The sequence below is a fragment of the Pseudonocardia sp. HH130629-09 genome, from assembly GCF_001294645.1.
Lineage (GTDB): Bacteria > Actinomycetota > Actinomycetes > Mycobacteriales > Pseudonocardiaceae > Pseudonocardia.
Genome location: NZ_CP011868.1, coordinates 2456258 through 2473598, shown reverse-complemented (window position 1 = coordinate 2473598; position 17341 = coordinate 2456258). Strand labels below are relative to the sequence as shown.

The following is a 17341-nucleotide window of genomic DNA, read 5'->3' as shown; positions in this document are numbered from 1 at the left end:
CCGGCCCGGCCCGGCGGCCGTCGAGCACACCGCCGATGAGCGCCCTGTCGACGAGCACGCCGCCGACGAGCACACCACTCGGCTGCCCGTCACCCCGCCGGCCGGGACCCCGGTCTCCGGCCGCGACGAGGTGGAGCCGCCCACCAGCCGGATGCCTGCCCTCGGTCGTCCCGCCACCCCGGACCCGCTGACGGCGCCGTTCTCCGACATCGAGGACGCGCTGCGCCGCGACGGCGGCACACCCGCCCACCCGGGCGCCACCGCGGACCCGGACGCGACGGACGTCCCGGCCGACCCGGGACCGGGCGCCGACCCGGTGTCCGGCCGCGCCCGGCCCGTCGACGACCGCCCGTGGCCGCCGCCCCACGCAGCCCCATCCACCCCGCAGCACCCGGACCGGCACGACCAGGCCCGGCAGGAGGACCACTGATGCCCCGCCGCGACGACATCGACCACGTCATGGTGATCGGCTCCGGGCCGATCGTGATCGGCCAGGCCTGCGAGTTCGACTACTCCGGCACCCAGGCGTGCCGGGTGCTGCAGGCCGAGGGCATCCGGGTCTCGCTGGTCAACTCCAACCCGGCGACGATCATGACCGACCCGGAGTTCGCCGACGCCACCTACGTCGAGCCGATCACCCCGGAGTTCGTCGAGAAGGTCATCGCCGCCGAGCGCGACAACGGCACCCCGGTCACCGCGATGCTCGCGACCCTGGGCGGGCAGACCGCGCTCAACACCGCGATCGCGCTGCACGAGAACGGCGCCCTGGAGCGGCACGGCGTCGAGCTGATCGGCGCCGACGTCGACGCCATCGAGCGCGGCGAGGACCGGCTCAAGTTCAAGGACATCGTCATCGGGGTCGGCGGCGACGTCCCCCGATCGCGGGTCTGCCACTCGATGGAGGAGGTCCGCTCCGCCGCCGACGAGCTGGGCCTGCCCGTGGTCATCCGGCCGTCGTTCACCATGGGCGGTCTCGGCTCGGGCATGGCGCACTCGGCGCAGGACCTGGAGCGCCTCGCCGGCGCCGGGCTCGATGCCTCCCCGGTCACCGAGGTCCTCATCGAGGAGTCGGTGCTCGGCTGGAAGGAGTACGAGCTCGAGCTCATGCGCGACCACCACGACAACGTGGTCGTCATCTGCTCGATCGAGAACATCGACCCGATGGGCGTGCACACCGGTGACTCGATCACCGTCGCCCCGGCGATGACGCTGACCGACCGCGAGTACCAGCACATGCGCGACGTCGGCATCGCCGTGCTGCGGGCCGTCGGTGTCGACACCGGTGGCTGCAACATCCAGTTCGCGATCCACCCCGAGACCGGGCGCCTGGTCGTGATCGAGATGAACCCGCGCGTCTCGCGGTCGTCCGCGCTGGCGTCGAAGGCCACCGGCTTCCCGATCGCCAAGATCGCCGCGAAGCTCGCCGTCGGCTACACCCTCGACGAGATCCGCAACGACATCACCGGCGAGACCATCGCCGCGTTCGAGCCGTCGCTGGACTACGTCGCGGTCAAGATCCCGCGGTTCGCCTTCGAGAAGTTCCCCAGCGCCGACCCCGAGCTGACCACGACCATGAAGTCGGTCGGCGAGGCGATGGCGCTGGGCCGCTCGTTCCCCGAGGCCCTGGGCAAGGCGCTGCGCTCGATGGAGCGGGACCGGGCCGGGTTCTGGACCGCCCCCGACCCGGAGGGCGAGCCGGAGTACGCCGTCCCGGTCGACGGCCGCATCTACGAGGTCGAGCGCGCACTGCGCAGCGGCCAGTCGGTCGACGACGTCGCCAAGGCCTCCGGCATCGACCCCTGGTTCGTCGACCAGATCGCGCTGCTGGGGGAGATCCGCGCAGAGCTCGAGGCCGCACCCGTCCTCGACGCCGACCTGCTGCGCCGGGCCAAGCGCCACGGCCTGTCCGACCGTCAGCTCGCCGCGGTGCGCCCCGAGTTCGCCGGCGAGGACGGCGTGCGCACCCTGCGCCACCGCCTCGGCATCCGGCCGGTCTACAAGACCGTCGACACCTGCGCCGCCGAGTTCGCGGCGAAGACGCCCTACCACTACTCGGCCTACGAGACCGACCCCGCGGCCGAGTCGGAGATCGCCCCGCAGACCGAGAAGCCGAAGGTGCTGATCCTCGGCTCCGGCCCGAACCGCATCGGGCAGGGCATCGAGTTCGACTACTCCTGCGTGCACGCGGTCATGGCGCTGCGCGCCGCCGGGTTCGAGACCGTCATGGTCAACTGCAACCCGGAGACGGTGTCCACCGACTACGACACCGCCGACCGCCTCTACTTCGAGCCGCTGACCTTCGAGGACGTCCTGGAGGTCGTGCACGCCGAGCAGGCCTCCGGCACCGTCGCCGGGGTCATCGTGCAGCTCGGCGGGCAGACCCCGCTGGGGCTCGCCCAGCGCCTCACCGACGCCGGGGTGCCGGTCGTCGGGACCTCCGCGGCCGCGATCGACCTGGCCGAGGACCGCGGCGCGTTCGGCGAGGTCCTGCACAAGGCCGGCCTGCCCGCCCCGGAGTTCGGCATGGCCACCTCCTTCGAGCAGGCCAGGGGGATCGCCTCGCGGATCGGCTACCCGGTGCTCGTGCGGCCGTCCTACGTGCTCGGTGGACGCGGCATGGAGATCGTCTACGACGAGGCGACCCTGGCCGGCTACATCGCCCGCGCCACCACTATCTCCCCGGACCGCCCGGTGCTGGTCGACAAGTTCCTCGACGACGCCATCGAGATCGACGTCGACGCCCTGTGCGACGGCGAGGAGATCTACCTCGGCGGGGTCATGGAGCACATCGAGGAGGCCGGGGTCCACTCCGGTGACTCCTCCTGCACGCTGCCGCCGATCACGCTGGGCTCCTCGGTCCTGGCGAAGGTCCGCGAGGCCACCGCCGCCATCGCGCACGGCGTCGGCGTGCGCGGTCTGCTCAACGTCCAGTACGCCCTGCACGGCGACGTGCTCTACGTGCTGGAGGCCAACCCGCGGGCGTCGCGGACGGTGCCGTTCGTGTCCAAGGCGACGTCGGTGCCGCTGGCCAAGGCCGCCGCCCGGATCATGCTCGGCGCCACCATCGCCGAGCTGCGCGCCGAGGGCCTGCTCCCGGCCACCGGCGACGGCGGAGCGCTGCCCGCCGACTCCCCGGTCGCGGTCAAGGAGGCGGTGCTGCCGTTCAACCGGTTCCGCAACACCGCGGGCCAGGGCGTCGACCCGCTGCTCGGCCCGGAGATGAAGTCCACCGGCGAGGTCATGGGCTTCGACTCCGCCTTCGGCCCGGCCTTCGCCAAGTCCCAGGCCGCCGCCTACGGCTCGCTGCCCACCTCGGGCACGGTGTTCGTGTCCATCGCCGACCGCGACAAGCGGGCGATGGTCTTCCCGATCCGCCGCCTGGCCGACATGGGCTTCCAGGTCCTGGCCACCGATGGCACCGCGGAGATGCTGCGCCGCAACGGGATCGACGTCACCGTGGTGCGCAAGCACAGCGAGGGATCCGGCCCGGACACCCCCACGATCGTCGACACTATCCTCGCCGGTGACGTCGACCTGATCGTCAACACCCCGGTCGGGAACCCCGGCCCGCGGGTGGACGGCTACGAGATCCGCGCCGCCGCGGTGTCCCGCGGTGTCCCGTGCATCACCACGGTGCAGGGGACCGCGGCCGCGGTACAGGGAATCGAGGCGCTCGCCTCGGGCGGGCTCGGTGTGCGGTCGCTGCAGCAGGCGCACGCGGCGCTGAAGGCCAAGGCGTGAGCGTTGCCGCCCGGCTCGGCGAGGCCGTCGCCGCCCACGGGCCGCTGTGCGTCGGGATCGACCCGCACCCGGCCCTGCTGGCGGCCTGGGACCTCACCGACGACGCCGACGGCCTCGCCGCGTTCGCCGACCGCTGCCACACCGCGTTCGCCGGGGCGGTGTCGGTGGTGAAGCCGCAGTCGGCGTTCTTCGAGCGGCACGGCTCGGCGGGCGTCGCGGTGCTGGAGCAGCTGCTCGCCGGGTACGCGGGCACGGGCACCCTGACCCTGCTCGACGCCAAGCGCGGCGACATCGGCTCCACCATGGACGGCTACGCCGACGCCTATCTGCGCGTCGGCGCGCCGCTCGGGGCGGACGCGCTCACCCTGTCGCCCTACCTGGGGTTCGGGTCGCTGGAACCGGCACTGACCGCGGCCGACGAGTCCGGGCGCGGGGTGTTCGTGCTGGCCCGGACGTCCAACCCGGACGGTGCCGCGGTGCAGTGCGCTACGACGCCGGGCGGGCTGTCCGTCGCCCAGCAGATGGTCGACGATGCCGCCGCGCGCAACGCCGGCGCACGGCCCGGCGGGGCGGTGGGGGTCGTCGTCGGCGGCACCCACGACCACGGCCTGGACCTGAGCGCGCTGAACGGTCCGGTGCTGGTGCCCGGGCTCGGCGCCCAGGGCGCGAGCCCGGCCGACGTGGTGGCGCGGTTCGCGGGCACCACGGGCCCGGTGCTGCCGGTGTCGGCCCGCGGGGTGCTCCGGGCGGGCCCCGACCCGTCCGCGCTGCGTGACGCCGCGCACGCCCTGAGCGAGGATCTGGCCTCGGCGACCGCCGGATCGCACTGAACCGGACCGGCCGACGTCGGTGTGCGGGGGACCGGTGCCACGTCCGGCACCGGTCCCCCGCACACCGACGGCGACCGTGGCTGTCGGCGACGCCGGACGCGCCGGGAGGGCGGCCGGCGGTCCGTCGTGCCGGTCGGGAGCCCCCCGGCGCACCGGGACGTCGATCGGGCGCGCCCGACCGTGTCGGTGGGGTGCACCCCGGCACGCCCACTGCGCCGACCCGCCGTCCGGCGGAGCCGGGTGGCAGTGGTGTGGCGGGACCGCCGGCGTGCCGTTGATCACCTCCGTACGGCCGAAACCGGAGGTGGGACCCCCATTGACGCTTCCGTGGAGGTCGTGGGTACGTTCGATCGCACCAGCCGGGACGTCCCCCGGACGGGTAGGTGCGACCCGCCGCCCGATCGCTGACGCGACACCCCGGCGCGAGCCGGGATCACGGCGGCGAGAACGACGAGAACGACACAGGAAAGTACGGAGGAACCAACCGTGGCCCTTCCCCAGCTGACCGAGGAACAGCGCGCCGCCGCGCTGGAGAAGGCTGCGGCCGCGCGCCGGGCCCGGGCCGAGCTGAAGGACCGCCTCAAGCGCGGCGGCACCACCCTCGAGGAGGTGCTGAAGAAGGCCGAGACCGACGAGGTGCTCGGCAAGATGAAGGTCTCGGCGCTGCTCGAGGCGCTGCCGAACGTCGGCAAGGTCCGTGCCCAGCAGATCATGGAGGAGCTGGAGATCGCGACCAGCCGCCGCCTGCGTGGCCTGGGCGACCGTCAGCGCAAGGCGCTGCTCGAGCGCTACCCGAGCTGATCCGGGCGTCCCGTGACCGACACCTCCTCCGTCATGTCCTCCGGCCGGACCGGCCCCGCCCGCGGACGGCTGCTCGTGCTGGCCGGGCCGTCCGGGGTGGGCAAGAGCAGCGTGGTCGCGGGACTGCGCGAGGCGCTGCCGGAGCTGCTGTTCAGCGTGTCCGCCACGACCCGGCCCCCGCGGCCGGGTGAGGTGGACGGCCGTGACTACCACTTCGCGTCCCGCGAGGAGTTCGACGCGCTCATCGAGCGCGGCGAACTCCTCGAGTGGGCCGAGGTGCACGGCGGGCTGCAGCGCTCCGGCACGCCACGGGTACCCGTCCAGCAGGCCCTCGACCAGGGCCGTCCGGTCCTGGTCGAGGTCGACCTGCAGGGCGCCCGGTCCGTCAAACGGGTCGTGCCCGAGGCCGTCACCGTCTTCGTCGCGCCGCCGTCGATGGAGGAGCTGACCCGTCGGCTCACCGACCGCAACACCGACACCCCCGAGCAGCGCGAGCGCCGGCTGCGGACCGCCATCGAGGAGATGGACGCCCAGGGGGAGTTCGACGAGGTGGTCGTCAACGACGACCTGCAGGCCGTGATCGGCCGGTTGGTAGCATTGGCGGTCGACCGCGGCGCCGTCTGAGTGCCCCAGGTCCCCCTCGTTCTTCAGGAGTCCACCACGTGAGCACGCCCACCGGCACCTCCACCGCCCCCGAGGGCATCACCTACCCGCCGATCGACGACCTGCTCGGCCAGGTCAGCTCGAAGTACGCGCTGGTCATCTACGCGGCCAAGCGCGCCCGGCAGATCAACGACTACTACTCCCAGCTCGGTGAGGGACTGCTCGAGTACGTCGGCCCGCTCGTCGAGCCGGGCCCGCGCGAGAAGCCGCTGTCGATCGCGATGCGCGAGATCCAGGCGGGGATGCTCGAGCACACCGAGGGCGAGTAAGACCTCTCGATGGCTCCTCCCGAGGTGCTCCTCGGCGTCTCCGGCGGCATCGCCGCCTACAAGAGCGCCGAGGTGCTGCGCCGTCTGACCGAGTCCGGCCATGCGGTGCGGGTGATCCCCACCGAGTCCGCGCTGCGGTTCGTCGGCGCCGCGACGTTCGAGGCTCTGTCCGGGCGGCCGGTGGCCACCGGGGTGTTCTCCGACGTCCACGAGGTGCCGCACGTGGCCCTGGGCAAGGGTGCGGACCTCGTCGTCGTCGCCCCGGCGACCGCGGACCTCATGGCCCGCCTGGCACACGGCCGCTCCGACGACCTGCTCACCGCCGCGCTGCTGACCGCCCGTTGCCCGGTGATGCTGGCGCCCGCGATGCACACCGAGATGTGGGAGCACCCCGCGACGGTCGACAACGTCGCGCTGCTGCGCGCCCGTGGCACCGTGGTGATCGAACCCGCAGCGGGCCGGCTGACCGGCGCGGACACCGGCAAGGGCCGGCTGCCCGACCCGGCCGAGATCGTCGATCTGGCCCGGCTGCTGCTGGAGCGCCCGGACGCGCTGCCGCGCGACCTGGAGGGCCGCCACGTGGTGGTCAGTGCCGGTGGGACCCGGGAGAACCTCGACCCGGTCCGGTTCCTCGGCAACCGCTCCTCCGGCCGGCAGGGCTGGGCGCTGGCCCGGGTCGCCGCCCAGCGCGGCGCGCGGGTGACGCTCGTCGCCGGACACACCGCGGACCTCGGCGCCCCGGCCGGGGTGGACGTGGTCGCGGCGGGGACCGCCGTCGCGATGGAGGCCGCCGTCCGCGGCGCCGCCGCCGACGCCGACGCGGTGGTCATGGCGGCCGCCGTCGCGGACTTCCGGCCGGTCGACACGGCTGTCGACAAGATCAAGCGCGGTGACGCCGAGCCGGCGCCGCTGCGGCTGACCCAGAACCCCGACATCCTCGCCGGGCTCGTGGCCGACCCGCCACGGCCGGGTCAGGTGGTGGTCGGGTTCGCGGCCGAGACCGGCGACGCCGACGGCGACGTGCTCCACCACGGCCGCGCCAAGCTCGCCCGCAAGGGCTGCGACCTGCTCGTGGTGAACGCGGTCGGCGACGGCAAGGCCTTCGAGACCGCGGACAACGCCGGCTGGCTGCTCGCCCGCGACGGCGGCGAGGAGGAGCTGCCGTTCGGCTCCAAGGCGCTGCTCGCCTCCCGCATCTGGGATGCGGTCACCCCGCGCCTGCGCTGAGCCCCCGCACACGACGACCTGCCCGTACCGGAGCTTCCGGTGCGGGCACGTCGTCGTGCGCCCCGGCTCAGTCCTCGTCGAAGAACGAGCTGCGGGTGGGCGTCGCCTCGCCGGAGGAGGAGTCGGAGCCCTCGCCCGACCCCTCGTCCGACGACGGCGTGGCCGACGAGGTCGACCGCGGCGTGGAGGTGGACGGCGTCGCCGAGGAGGTCGACCGCGGGCTCGTGGTCGACGGCGACGAGGTCGACGGGGTCGACCGCTCGCTGCTGCTCGGGGTCAGCGAGTCCTCCGAGGACCCGGAGCGCTCGGTGCCGGAGGTCGAGACGTACCGGGACATCGCCCAGCCGCCGTACTCGGGGAGCTCGACGAACCCGTCCTGGGTGTCCCCGGTCGAGGTGGTCTCCCCGCGCTCGCACACACCGACGATCGGGGCGTCGGTCTCGGGCTCGGAGCGGACGTTGACGCTCTGGGTGCAGGTGCCGGTACCGGCGGCCGACGCGGTGCCGGCAACGATCCCGATGGTGGTGACGCCGGCCACGGCCAGGGCGCCGAGGACGGCAGCGACGCGTCGCGAGTTCGGCTTCATCGTGGAACAACCTCCGTGCCGCCGGGGCCGGGGAGGCCACCGTGCGGATCCGTTCGTGGGCGACCCCGCGGGGCGTGCGAGGTGTTGTCCGGCCCAACGAGCCGACCCCCGTTCGATTCGTGCGCGCAGGGTCAATCACCCCATCCGGCGACACTGAGTAGCATCATTACCACGGCGCGTCACGCTCCGTGTGTGAGTTCGTCGCAGGTGGTCCCGTCCGGGCGGCCGGTCTGCACTACCCTGCATGGCGAGGGGCGCCCGCGATCATGGGCGTGCGTCCGAGCGAGCGCGACGGCGCCGTCGCGCCGGTGCGGAGAACATTGCCAACGGGATGGAGAATCTGCGCGTGTCAACCACGAGCCGTCGCCTGTTCACCAGTGAGTCGGTCACCGAGGGCCACCCCGACAAGATCTGTGACGCGGTCAGCGACACCATCCTCGACGCGATGCTCGCGCAGGACCCGAGCAGCCGGGTGGCCGTCGAGACCCTGGTGACCACCGGCCAGGTCCACGTCGCCGGCGAGGTCACCACGGGCGCCTACGTCGAGATCCCGCAGCTGGTCCGGGACAAGATCCTCGAGATCGGCTACGACTCCTCCGCCAAGGGCTTCGACGGTGCCTCCTGCGGCGTCAACGTCGCGATCGGCGCGCAGTCGCCCGACATCGCGCAGGGCGTCGACACCGCCTACGAGAAGCGCGTCGAGTCCGCCGAGGACGAGATCGCCAAGCAGGGCGCCGGCGACCAGGGCCTGATGTTCGGCTACGCCTGCGAGGACACCCCCGAGCTCATGCCGCTGCCGATCGCGCTGGCCCACCGCCTGTCGCGCCGGCTGACCGAGGTCCGCAAGAACGGGACGCTGCCCTACCTGCGCCCGGACGGGAAGACCCAGGTCACGATCGAGTACGACGGCGACAAGCCGGTCCGGCTCGACACCGTGGTCCTGTCGTCGCAGCACGCCGCGGACGTCGACCTCGACGGCATGCTGGCCCCCGACATCCTCAAGCACGTCGTCACCCCCGAGGTGGAGGCGCTCGGCTGGGCCCCGTCGGAGCCGCGGCTGCTGGTCAACCCGACCGGCCGGTTCGTGCTCGGTGGCCCGATGGGTGACGCGGGCCTCACCGGCCGGAAGATCATCGTCGACACCTACGGCGGTATGGCCCGCCACGGCGGCGGCGCCTTCTCCGGCAAGGACCCGTCGAAGGTCGACCGCTCCGCCGCGTACGCCATGCGGTGGGTCGCCAAGAACGCCGTCGCCGCCGGGCTCGCCGGGCGGATCGAGGTCCAGGTCGCCTACGCGATCGGCAAGGCCGCCCCGGTCGGGCTGTTCGTGGAGACCTTCGGCACGGAGAACGTCGACCCGGCGCGGATCCAGGCCGCCATCGAGGAGGTCTTCGACCTGCGCCCGGCCGCGATCATCCGCGACCTGAAGCTGCTGCGCCCGATCTACGGCCCGACCGCCGCCTACGGCCACTTCGGCCGTACCGACGTCGAGCTGCCGTGGGAGGACACCTCCCGCGCCGAGGCCCTGAAGTCGGTCGCCGGCGCCTGACCGCCGAGCACGTGCCCCGTGGCCGTCGACCGCACCGTGCGGTCGGCGGCCACGGGCGTGTCCGGGGGACGTCGGTGCCTCGTGGTAGACCCTCGGCGTGAGCTCTCCGCGTCCGGCCCCGGCGACCCGCACCCGCCGCCCGGGGCGCAACCGAGGGGAGTGGCAGCCCGCCGCGGTCCGTCCGGTCGCGCGGGTGCTGGTCGACGTCGCGCTCCCGCACCTGGACCGGACCTTCGACTACCGCGTCCCGACCCATCTCGACGACGCCGCCGTCCCCGGCGTGCGGGTGCGGGTGCGGTTCGCCGGCCGGCTGGTCGACGGCTTCCTGCTGGAACGCTCCGACGACACGGCCCACGCCGGGTGGCTCGCCTGGGTCGACAAGGTCGTCTCGCCCGAACCGGTGCTCACCGCCGAGGTGGCGGGCCTGGCCCGCGCCGTCGCCGACCGCTACGCCGGGGTGATGGCCGACGTCCTGCGCCTCGCGGTGCCGGCCCGGCACGCCCGCGTCGAGTCCGAGACCCCGCGCGAGCGCGACACGACCGACCCCGCCCCGGTGGACCGGGCGGGCTGGGAGGCCTACCCGCGCGGCGGCGCCTTCCTCGACGCGCTGGCGGGCGGACGTGCCGCGCACGCCGTCTGGCAGGCGCTGCCGGGGGAGGAGTGGGCGGCCCGGCTGGCCGAGGCCGCCGTCGCCACCCGGTCGGCCGGGCGCTCAGCGCTGCTCGTCGTCCCCGACCAGCGCGACGTCGCCCGGCTGCACGCGGCGTGCGCCGCACTGCTCGGCGAGGCCGGCGTGGTGGCCCTGACCGCGGAGCTCGGGCCGGCCGAGCGCTACCGGCGCTGGCTGGCGGTGCGGCGGGGGAGTGTGCGGGTCGTCGTCGGCACCCGGTCCGCGGCGTTCGCCCCGCTCGGCGAGCTGGGCCTGCTGGCCGTGTGGGACGACGGCGACGACTCCCAGTCCGAGCCCCGCGCCCCCTACCCTCAGGTCCGCGACGTGCTGGTGCTGCGCGCGCACCGCGAGGGCGCCGCGCTGCTGCTCGCCGGGTTCGCCCGCACCGCCGAGGCCCAGGTGCTCGTCGAGACCCGCTGGGCGAGTTCGGTCGCGGCCGACCGCGCCACCGTGCGGGCCCGGATGCCGCGGGTCACCGCGATCGGCGAGACCGACACCCAGCTCGTGCGCGACCCGGCCGCCCGCGCCGCCCGGGTCCCCGGCGTCGCGTTCGAGGCCGCCCGCGCCGCGTTGAGCGCCGGCCGCCCGGTGCTGGTGCAGGTGCCGCGGTCGGGGTACCTGCCGTTCCTGGCGTGCGCGTCCTGCCGCGACGCCGCCCGCTGCCGGCACTGCGCGGGCCCGCTGGGCCTGCCGCGCTCCGGCGCCGGCTCCGAGGGCGCGCTGCCCGCCTGCCGCTGGTGCGGCCGCGCGGAGCCGGCCTTCCGCTGCGGGCACTGCGGGTCGCGGCGGCTGCGGGCCGGGGTCGTCGGTGCCGGGCGCACCGCCGAGGAGCTGGGCCGCGCGTTCCCCGGCGTCACCGTGCGCACCTCCGGCGGCGGCGCCGAGGTCCTCGACACCGTCCCGGCCGGGCCCGCGCTGGTCGTCGCCACCCCGGGTGCGGAGCCCGTCGTCGAGGGCGGCGGCGGAGCGGGGTACGGCGCAGCGTTGCTGCTCGACGGCTGGGCGATGCTCGCCCGGCCCGATCTGCGCGTCGCCGAGGAGACGCTGCGCCGCTGGTTCGCCGCGGCCGCCGGGGTCGTCCCGCACACCGACGGCGGACGGGTGGTGGTCGTCGCCGAGGCGTCCCTGCCGACGGTGCAGGCACTGGTGCGCTGGGACCCGGCCGGGCACGCCGAGGCCGAGCTCGCCGAACGCGCCGAGGTGGGCTTCCCGCCTGCCGTCCGGATGGCCTCGGTGGAGGGGCCGCCCGCCACCGTCGCCGAGATCTGCGACGCGGTGCTCGGCACCGGGCGCGTCGACCCGTCCCCGCCCGAGGGGGTGGAGGTGCTCGGACCGGTCGAGATCGACCCGCCGGACCGCCCCGGGGCCGGCCACGGCGCCGCCGACGAGGTCCGGGAGCGCGCACTGCTGCGGGTCCCCCGGCGGGCCGGCCGCGACCTGGCCCGGGCCCTGCACGACGCGCAGGCCCTGCGCACCGCCCGCAAGGCCCCCGAGACCGTGCGGGTCCGGCTCGACCCCGACGAGATCGACTGAGCCGCGCGCACCGGGTCACCGCCGCGACACCGGACGGGACCGGCGGTGCCGCAGTGGCACAATGGAGCGCTGATCACCGCAGTCGTCCGCCCGAGGGAGAGCCCGTGCCCATCCAGCCCGTCCGGCTGTTCGGCGACCCGGTCCTGCGCACCCGCGCCACCGAGGTCACCGACTTCGACGCGGAGCTGCGCAAGCTCGTCAGCGACCTGACCGACACCATGCACGACGAGGGCGGCGCCGGCCTGGCCGCGCCGCAGATCGGCGTCGGCAAGCGGGTGTTCGTCTACGACTGCGACGGCTTCTCCGGGCACCTGGTCAACCCGACCTGGGAGGCCGTCGGCGACGAGGAGCAGGTCGGCATGGAGGGCTGCCTGTCCATCCCCGGGCTCGGCTGGGACTGCCGGCGCAAGCTGCACGTCGTCGCACGGGGCTGGGACATGCACGGCGAGCCCCAGGTGATCGAGGGTTCCGAGCTGCTGGCGCGGGCGATCCAGCACGAGACCGACCACCTCGACGGCGTGCTGTTCGTCGACCGGCTCGACGCCGAGACCCGCAAGCTGGCGATGCGCGAGATCCGCGAGGCCGCCTGGTTCGGCGAGCCCGAGCCGGTCGTCAAGGCGAGCCCGCACCCCATGTTCGGCAAGGCTCGATGAGGCTGCTGTTCGCCGGCACCCCCGACCCGGCTGTGCCGTCGCTGCGGACGCTGCTCGAGCACCCCGGCCACGAGGTCGTCGCGGTGCTGACCCGCCCCGACGCCCCCGCCGGGCGCGGTCGTAGGCTCACCCGCTCCCCGGTCGGCGAGCTCGCCGACGCCGCCGGGATCCCGGTGCTGACGCCCGCGAAGCCCTCGGACCCGGGGTTCCTCGACACGCTGCGCGCGCTCGCCCCGGACTGCGCACCGGTCGTCGCCTACGGCGCGCTGCTGCCCCGCCCGGTGCTCGACATCCCCGTCTACGGCTGGGTCAACCTGCACTTCTCGCTGCTGCCCTCCTGGCGCGGCGCGGCCCCGGTGCAGGCCGCGATCCGGCACGGCGACGACGTGACCGGCGCCACCACGTTCCGGCTCGAGGAGGGCATGGACACCGGGCCCACCTACGGCCTGGTCACCGAGACCGTCGGTGCCACCGACACCGCGGGGGACCTGCTGGGCCGGCTCGCCGAGTCCGGCGCCCGGCTGCTCGCCGCGACCCTGGACGGCATCGCCGACGGCTCGCTGACCGCCGTCCCGCAGCCTGCCGAGGGCGTCTCGCTCGCGCCGAAGGTCACGACCGCCGACGCCCGCGCCGACTTCACCACCCCGGCCGCGGCGTTGGACCGGCTGATCCGCTCGGTCACCCCCGAGCCCGGCGCGTGGTGCGGGTTCCGCGGGGACCGCCTCGGACTCGGCCCGGTCCGCCCGCTGCGCACCGGTGAGGTCGAGCTTGCCCCCGGGGAGCTGCGGGTCGAACGCCGCCGGGTGCTGGCCGGGACCGCGACCGTCCCGGTCGAGCTGGGCGAGGTGAAGCCGAAGGGCAAGCGGTCCATGCCCGCGCCGGACTGGGCCCGCGGCGCCCGGATCGACGGCGTCGAGTACCTCAGCTGACCGCCGACGCCCAGCCCGGTCCGGCGCACCGACCTCCCGACACCCACCGACTTCCCGACATCCCGGACGACGGCCGGACCCCGGCCACGGCGGACCACCGCCGAGGAGACCACGTGAGCGAGCAGGACCCCCGACCCGACCGCGACCGGCCGGACCGCTCCGAGCGGCGCTCCGGCGACGACCGGCACCGTGGCGGTGACCGAACGGGCGGTGACCGGACCGGCGGAGACCGGCAGCGCGGCGACCGCGGCCCGCGCGCCGGGTCCGGCTGGGGCGGCGGACCGGGCTCCGGATCGGGGTCCGGTGACCGGCGCGGCGGGCCCGGTTCCGGTGGATCCGGGGAGCGTCGTGGTGGGCGCGACTCCGACCGGCCCGATCGGTCCCGCTCCGGCCGGGACGCGGCGCGCCCGCGCGATGGCGGTGACCGTCCGCGCGACGACCGACCCCGCGTCGACCGGCCGGTCCGGGGTCGCGGCGACCGCCCGCGGGATGCGGACCGCCCCCATGGCGACCGTTCCGACCGCCGTGACGACCGCCCGCGCGACGGCCGGGGTGGCGACCGCGGCCCCCGCCGCGAACGCACCTCCGGCCCCCGCAACTCCGGCCCGTCCCGCGGCCGCGGCGGCCCCACCAGGCCCCCGGCCGTCGACCCGGCCCGGCAGGCGGCCTACGAGCTGCTGACCGCCGTCCGCGAGCGCGACGCCTACGCCAACCTCGCCCTGCCCGGCATCCTGCGTCGCCACCGGCTGCGCGACCGCGACGCCGCACTCGCCACCGAGCTCGGCTACGGCACCCTGCGCGCCCAGGGCCTGCTCGACACGATCATCGACACCTGCACCGACCGCCCGCTGGCCAAGATCGAGCACGCGCTGCTCGACGCGCTGCGCCTGGGCGCCTACCAGCTGCTGCGCACCCGGGTGCCCGACCACGCGGCCGTCACCACCTGCGTCGAGCTGGTCCGCTCCGACCACGGGTCGCAGTCGGCCGGGTTCGTCAACGCGGTGCTGCGCCGCATCGGCGAGCACACCGAGGCCGAGTGGCTCGACCGCCTCGCGCCCGACCCCGCCGAGGACCCGGTCGGCGACGCCGCGCTGCGCCACGCCCACCCGCGCTGGATCGCACAGGCCTTCGCCGACGCGCTCGGCAGCACCGGCGAGGAGCTGACCGCCGCCCTCGCCGCCGACGACACCCGGCCCCGGGTGCACCTGCTCGCCCGCCCCGGCGAGATCACCGCCGAGGAGCTGGCCCTGGCCACCGGCGGTGAGCAGGCGCCGTACTCGCCCTACGGGGTGCACCTGGAACCCGGCAGCGGAGACGTCGGCGAGCTCGACGCCGTCGCCGAGGGGCTCGCGATCGTCCAGGACGAGGGCAGCCAGCTCGTCGCCGCGGCGCTCGCCCGCGCCGAGCTGCTCGGCGAGGACACCGGGCGCTGGCTCGACCTGTGCGCCGGACCGGGCGGCAAGGCGTCGCTGCTGGGCGGGCTCGTCGCCGCCCTGGGCGGGACGCTGGACGCGGTCGAGTCCAGCGAGCACCGCGCCGACCTCGTCCGCCGGTCCGTGGCGGAGCTGCCGGTCACCGTGCACGTCGCCGACGGCCGGGAGGCCCCGCTGCCTGACGGCGGCTACGACCGGGTGCTCGTCGACGCGTCCTGCACCGGGCTGGGCGCGCTCCGCCGCCGCCCCGAGGCCCGCTGGCGGCGCCGCCCCGAGGACATCGCGACGCTGACCCGGCTGCAGCGCGAGCTGCTCACCGCCGCGTTGCGCCACGTCCGCCCCGGCGGCGTCGTCGCCTACGTCACCTGCTCGCCGCACGTGTCCGAGACCCTGGGCGTCGTCGGCCGGATCGTCGGCCGCGAGGGACGGCCCGGCCCGGCCGGTGCCGTCGAACAGCTCGACGCGCGCGCCTGCCTGCCCGGTGGGATGCCCGGCCTCGGCGACGGCCCGACCGTGCAGCTCTGGCCGCACGTGCACGGCACCGACGCGATGTTCCTGGCGCTGCTGCGCCGCCCGCTCACCGAGTGAGCCGTGTGACGGCGGCCTCGCCCACGGGTGCGAGGCCGCCGGGACACGGCCAGTAGCCTGCTCCGCGTGCACCCGATGATCGCGCCCAGCATCCTCTCGGCCGACTTCGCCCGACTCGGCGAGGAGGCCGCCGCCGTGCGCGGCGACGGGGCCGGCGACGGCGCGGACTGGCTGCACGTCGACGTCATGGACGCGCACTTCGTGCCGAACCTGACACTCGGTCTGCCGGTCGTGCAGAGCCTGCGCGCCGCCACCGACATCCCGCTCGACTGCCACCTGATGATCGAGGACCCGGACCGCTGGGCCCCGGGCTACGCCGAGGCGGGCGCCCGCAACGTCACCGTGCACGCCGAGGCCGCCCACGACCCGGTCATGCTCGCGAAGAACCTGCGTGCCGCCGGGTCCCTCGCCGGTCTGTCGCTCAAGCCCGGCACCCCGCTCGACCCGTGGGTCGAGGTGCTCCGCCACTACGACACGCTGCTCGTGATGAGCGTCGAGCCCGGCTTCGGCGGACAGAGCTTCATGCCCGAGGTGCTCGACAAGGTCCGCACCGTCCGCAACCTGGTCGACACCGGGCACCTCACGGTGCTCGTCGAGATCGACGGCGGCATCAACGCCGACACCATCGACGCGGCCGCCGAGGCCGGTGTCGACTGCTTCGTCGCCGGGTCCGCCGTCTACGGCGCCGAGGACCCGGGCCGCGCCGTCGCCGCGCTGCGCGACAGCGTCCGCCGGGCGACCCCGCACCGCTGGGCCGACTGAGCCCGCCGCGGACGACCGAGCACACCGCAGTGGACCGCCCGACCGGCACCGACGAGCGCACGGCCGCGGCCATGCGTCGCGCCCTCGCCGCGTCCGTCGAGGTCCACGGCAGCACCAGCCCCAACCCGGCGGTCGGCTGCGTGGTCCTGGACCGCGACGGCGTCGTCGTCGGCACCGGCGCCACCGCACCGCCCGGCGGTCCGCACGCCGAACGGGTCGCGCTCGCGGAGGCGGGGACCCGCGCCGCGGGCGGGACCGCCGTGGTGACCCTGGAGCCGTGCAACCACATCGGTCGCACCCCGCCGTGCGTGGACGGCCTCCTCGAGGCCGGCGTCGCCCGGGTGCACGCCGCCGTCGCCGACCCCAACCCGGTCGCCGCGGGCGGCCTCGACCGGCTCCGCGCCGCCGGCGTCGCTGTGACACTCGGCACCCTCGCCGACGAGGTGGCCCGGGGTCCGCTGCGCGGCTGGCTGCACCGCCAGCGCACCGGTCGCCCCCACGTGACCTGGAAGGTCGCCACCACCCTCGACGGCCGGGTCGCCGCCGCGGACGGCACCAGCCGCTGGATCACCGGGCCGGCCGCCCGGGCCACGGTCCATGACCTGAGACGCAGGATGGACGCGATCGTCGCGGGGACGGGTACCGTCCTGAGCGACGACCCGGCGCTGACCGCCCGCCGGCCCGACTGCACCCTGTTCGACCACCAGCCCCTGCGGGTGGTGGTGGGACACCGCGACGTCCCGCCCGGCGCCCGGCTGGCCCGGACCGACGAGGACGGCGCCGCCGACGTGCTCCACCTCCGCACCCGCGATCCGGGGGAGGTGCTCACCGAGCTCGACCACCGGACCGTGGTGGACGTGCTCCTCGAGGGCGGACCGACCCTCGCCGGTGCCTTCGTCGCCGCAGGACTCGTCGACCGGGTGCTCGTGCACCTGGCGCCGGCCCTGCTCGGCGCGGGACCGCACGCCCTCGGCGACGCGGGGGTGGTAACGATCGCCGACATCGTGCGGTTGCACGTGGACGAGATCCACCGCGCCGGCGACGACGTGGTCATCGACGCACGACCGGCACCCGGCCCGACCGGGCCGGACGTGCCGCAGTAGGAGG

General features: G+C 75.3%; 14 protein-coding genes. 13 read left to right on the top strand and 1 reads right to left on the bottom strand.

Annotation, left to right across the window (positions count from 1 at the left end; genetic code table 11):
* Positions 1-429: 429 nt before the first annotated feature.
* The 6 genes from carB to coaBC all read left to right on the top strand — a co-directional run bounded on the left by carB (position 430) and on the right by coaBC (position 7531).
* Positions 430-3741: a carbamoyl-phosphate synthase large subunit gene (gene carB, locus XF36_RS11385; RefSeq protein ID WP_060711963.1), complete on the top strand. Its 3312-nt coding sequence runs from the start codon at positions 430-432 to the stop codon at positions 3739-3741.
* Positions 3738-4571 carry an orotidine-5'-phosphate decarboxylase gene (gene pyrF / locus XF36_RS11380; RefSeq protein WP_060711962.1) on the top strand — a complete coding sequence of 278 codons (834 nt, stop codon included), beginning with the start codon at positions 3738-3740 and terminating at the stop codon, positions 4569-4571. The genes carB and pyrF overlap by 4 nt, the downstream gene beginning before the upstream one ends.
* Positions 4572-5057: 486 nt before the next feature.
* Complete coding sequence (gene mihF, locus XF36_RS11375) at positions 5058-5372, top strand: integration host factor, actinobacterial type (protein ID WP_020627642.1); 315 nt, start codon at positions 5058-5060, stop codon at positions 5370-5372.
* 33 nt (positions 5373-5405) lie between these two features.
* Entirely contained in the window at positions 5406-5996 is a 591-nt protein-coding gene (gene gmk, locus XF36_RS11370; protein WP_060714612.1) for a guanylate kinase, read from the top strand.
* A 38-nt stretch (positions 5997-6034) separates the two neighbouring features.
* On the top strand, positions 6035-6304 hold the full coding sequence (gene rpoZ, locus XF36_RS11365) for a DNA-directed RNA polymerase subunit omega (RefSeq protein WP_020627644.1): 270 nt from the start codon (positions 6035-6037) through the stop codon (positions 6302-6304).
* A 9-nt stretch (positions 6305-6313) separates the two neighbouring features.
* Positions 6314-7531 (top strand): bifunctional phosphopantothenoylcysteine decarboxylase/phosphopantothenate--cysteine ligase CoaBC, encoded by a 1218-nt coding sequence (gene coaBC, locus XF36_RS11360; RefSeq protein ID WP_060711961.1) that lies wholly within the window; start codon positions 6314-6316, stop codon positions 7529-7531.
* Positions 7532-7598: 67 nt separating this feature from the next.
* Here the strand turns inward: coaBC and XF36_RS11355 are convergent, their stop codons facing one another.
* A complete protein-coding gene (locus tag XF36_RS11355; RefSeq protein WP_060711960.1) occupies positions 7599-8117 on the bottom strand; it encodes an SH3 domain-containing protein in 519 nt (172 codons plus the stop codon).
* A gap of 346 nt (positions 8118-8463) precedes the next feature.
* Here XF36_RS11355 and metK point away from each other — a divergent pair, with 346 nt between their 5' ends.
* The 7 genes from metK (at position 8464) to ribD (ending at position 17337) form a co-directional block, all read left to right on the top strand.
* Positions 8464-9666 carry a methionine adenosyltransferase gene (gene metK / locus XF36_RS11350; RefSeq protein ID WP_238589222.1) on the top strand — a complete coding sequence of 401 codons (1203 nt, stop codon included), beginning with the start codon at positions 8464-8466 and terminating at the stop codon, positions 9664-9666.
* A 97-nt stretch (positions 9667-9763) separates the two neighbouring features.
* Positions 9764-11869: a primosomal protein N' gene (locus XF36_RS11345; RefSeq protein ID WP_060711958.1), complete on the top strand. Its 2106-nt coding sequence runs from the start codon at positions 9764-9766 to the stop codon at positions 11867-11869.
* Between the two features lie 104 nt (positions 11870-11973).
* The gene (gene def / locus XF36_RS11340) at positions 11974-12522 is read left to right on the top strand and encodes a peptide deformylase (protein WP_060711957.1); all 549 of its coding nucleotides are present in this window, start codon (positions 11974-11976) and stop codon (positions 12520-12522) included.
* Positions 12519-13451 carry a methionyl-tRNA formyltransferase gene (gene fmt, locus XF36_RS11335; RefSeq protein WP_060711956.1) on the top strand — a complete coding sequence of 311 codons (933 nt, stop codon included), beginning with the start codon at positions 12519-12521 and terminating at the stop codon, positions 13449-13451. Before def ends, fmt begins: the two co-directional genes overlap by 4 nt.
* A 674-nt stretch (positions 13452-14125) precedes the next feature.
* Complete coding sequence (locus XF36_RS11330) at positions 14126-15472, top strand: RsmB/NOP family class I SAM-dependent RNA methyltransferase (protein WP_060714611.1); 1347 nt, start codon at positions 14126-14128, stop codon at positions 15470-15472.
* 75 nt (positions 15473-15547) lie between these two features.
* Positions 15548-16234, top strand: coding sequence for a ribulose-phosphate 3-epimerase (gene rpe, locus XF36_RS11325; protein WP_060714610.1), 687 nt, complete (start codon positions 15548-15550; stop codon positions 16232-16234).
* A gap of 71 nt (positions 16235-16305) precedes the next feature.
* Positions 16306-17337, top strand: coding sequence for a bifunctional diaminohydroxyphosphoribosylaminopyrimidine deaminase/5-amino-6-(5-phosphoribosylamino)uracil reductase RibD (gene ribD / locus XF36_RS11320; RefSeq protein WP_060714609.1), 1032 nt, complete (start codon positions 16306-16308; stop codon positions 17335-17337).
* Positions 17338-17341 lie beyond the last annotated feature (4 nt).

Bases quoted from the DNA above. Each gene is read 5' to 3' on its own strand.
- carB (WP_060711963.1), top strand. From the start codon at position 430: ATGCCCCGCCGCGACGACATCGACCACGTCATGGTGATCGGCTCCGGG.
- gmk (WP_060714612.1), top strand. From the start codon at position 5,406: ATGTCCTCCGGCCGGACCGGCCCCGCCCGCGGACGGCTGCTCGTGCTG.
- coaBC (WP_060711961.1), top strand. From the start codon at position 6,314: ATGGCTCCTCCCGAGGTGCTCCTCGGCGTCTCCGGCGGCATCGCCGCC.
- XF36_RS11355 (WP_060711960.1), bottom strand. From the start codon at position 8,117: ATGAAGCCGAACTCGCGACGCGTCGCTGCCGTCCTCGGCGCCCTGGCC.
- fmt (WP_060711956.1), top strand. From the start codon at position 12,519: ATGAGGCTGCTGTTCGCCGGCACCCCCGACCCGGCTGTGCCGTCGCTG.
- rpe (WP_060714610.1), top strand. From the start codon at position 15,548: ATGATCGCGCCCAGCATCCTCTCGGCCGACTTCGCCCGACTCGGCGAG.
- ribD (WP_060714609.1), top strand. From the start codon at position 16,306: ATGCGTCGCGCCCTCGCCGCGTCCGTCGAGGTCCACGGCAGCACCAGC.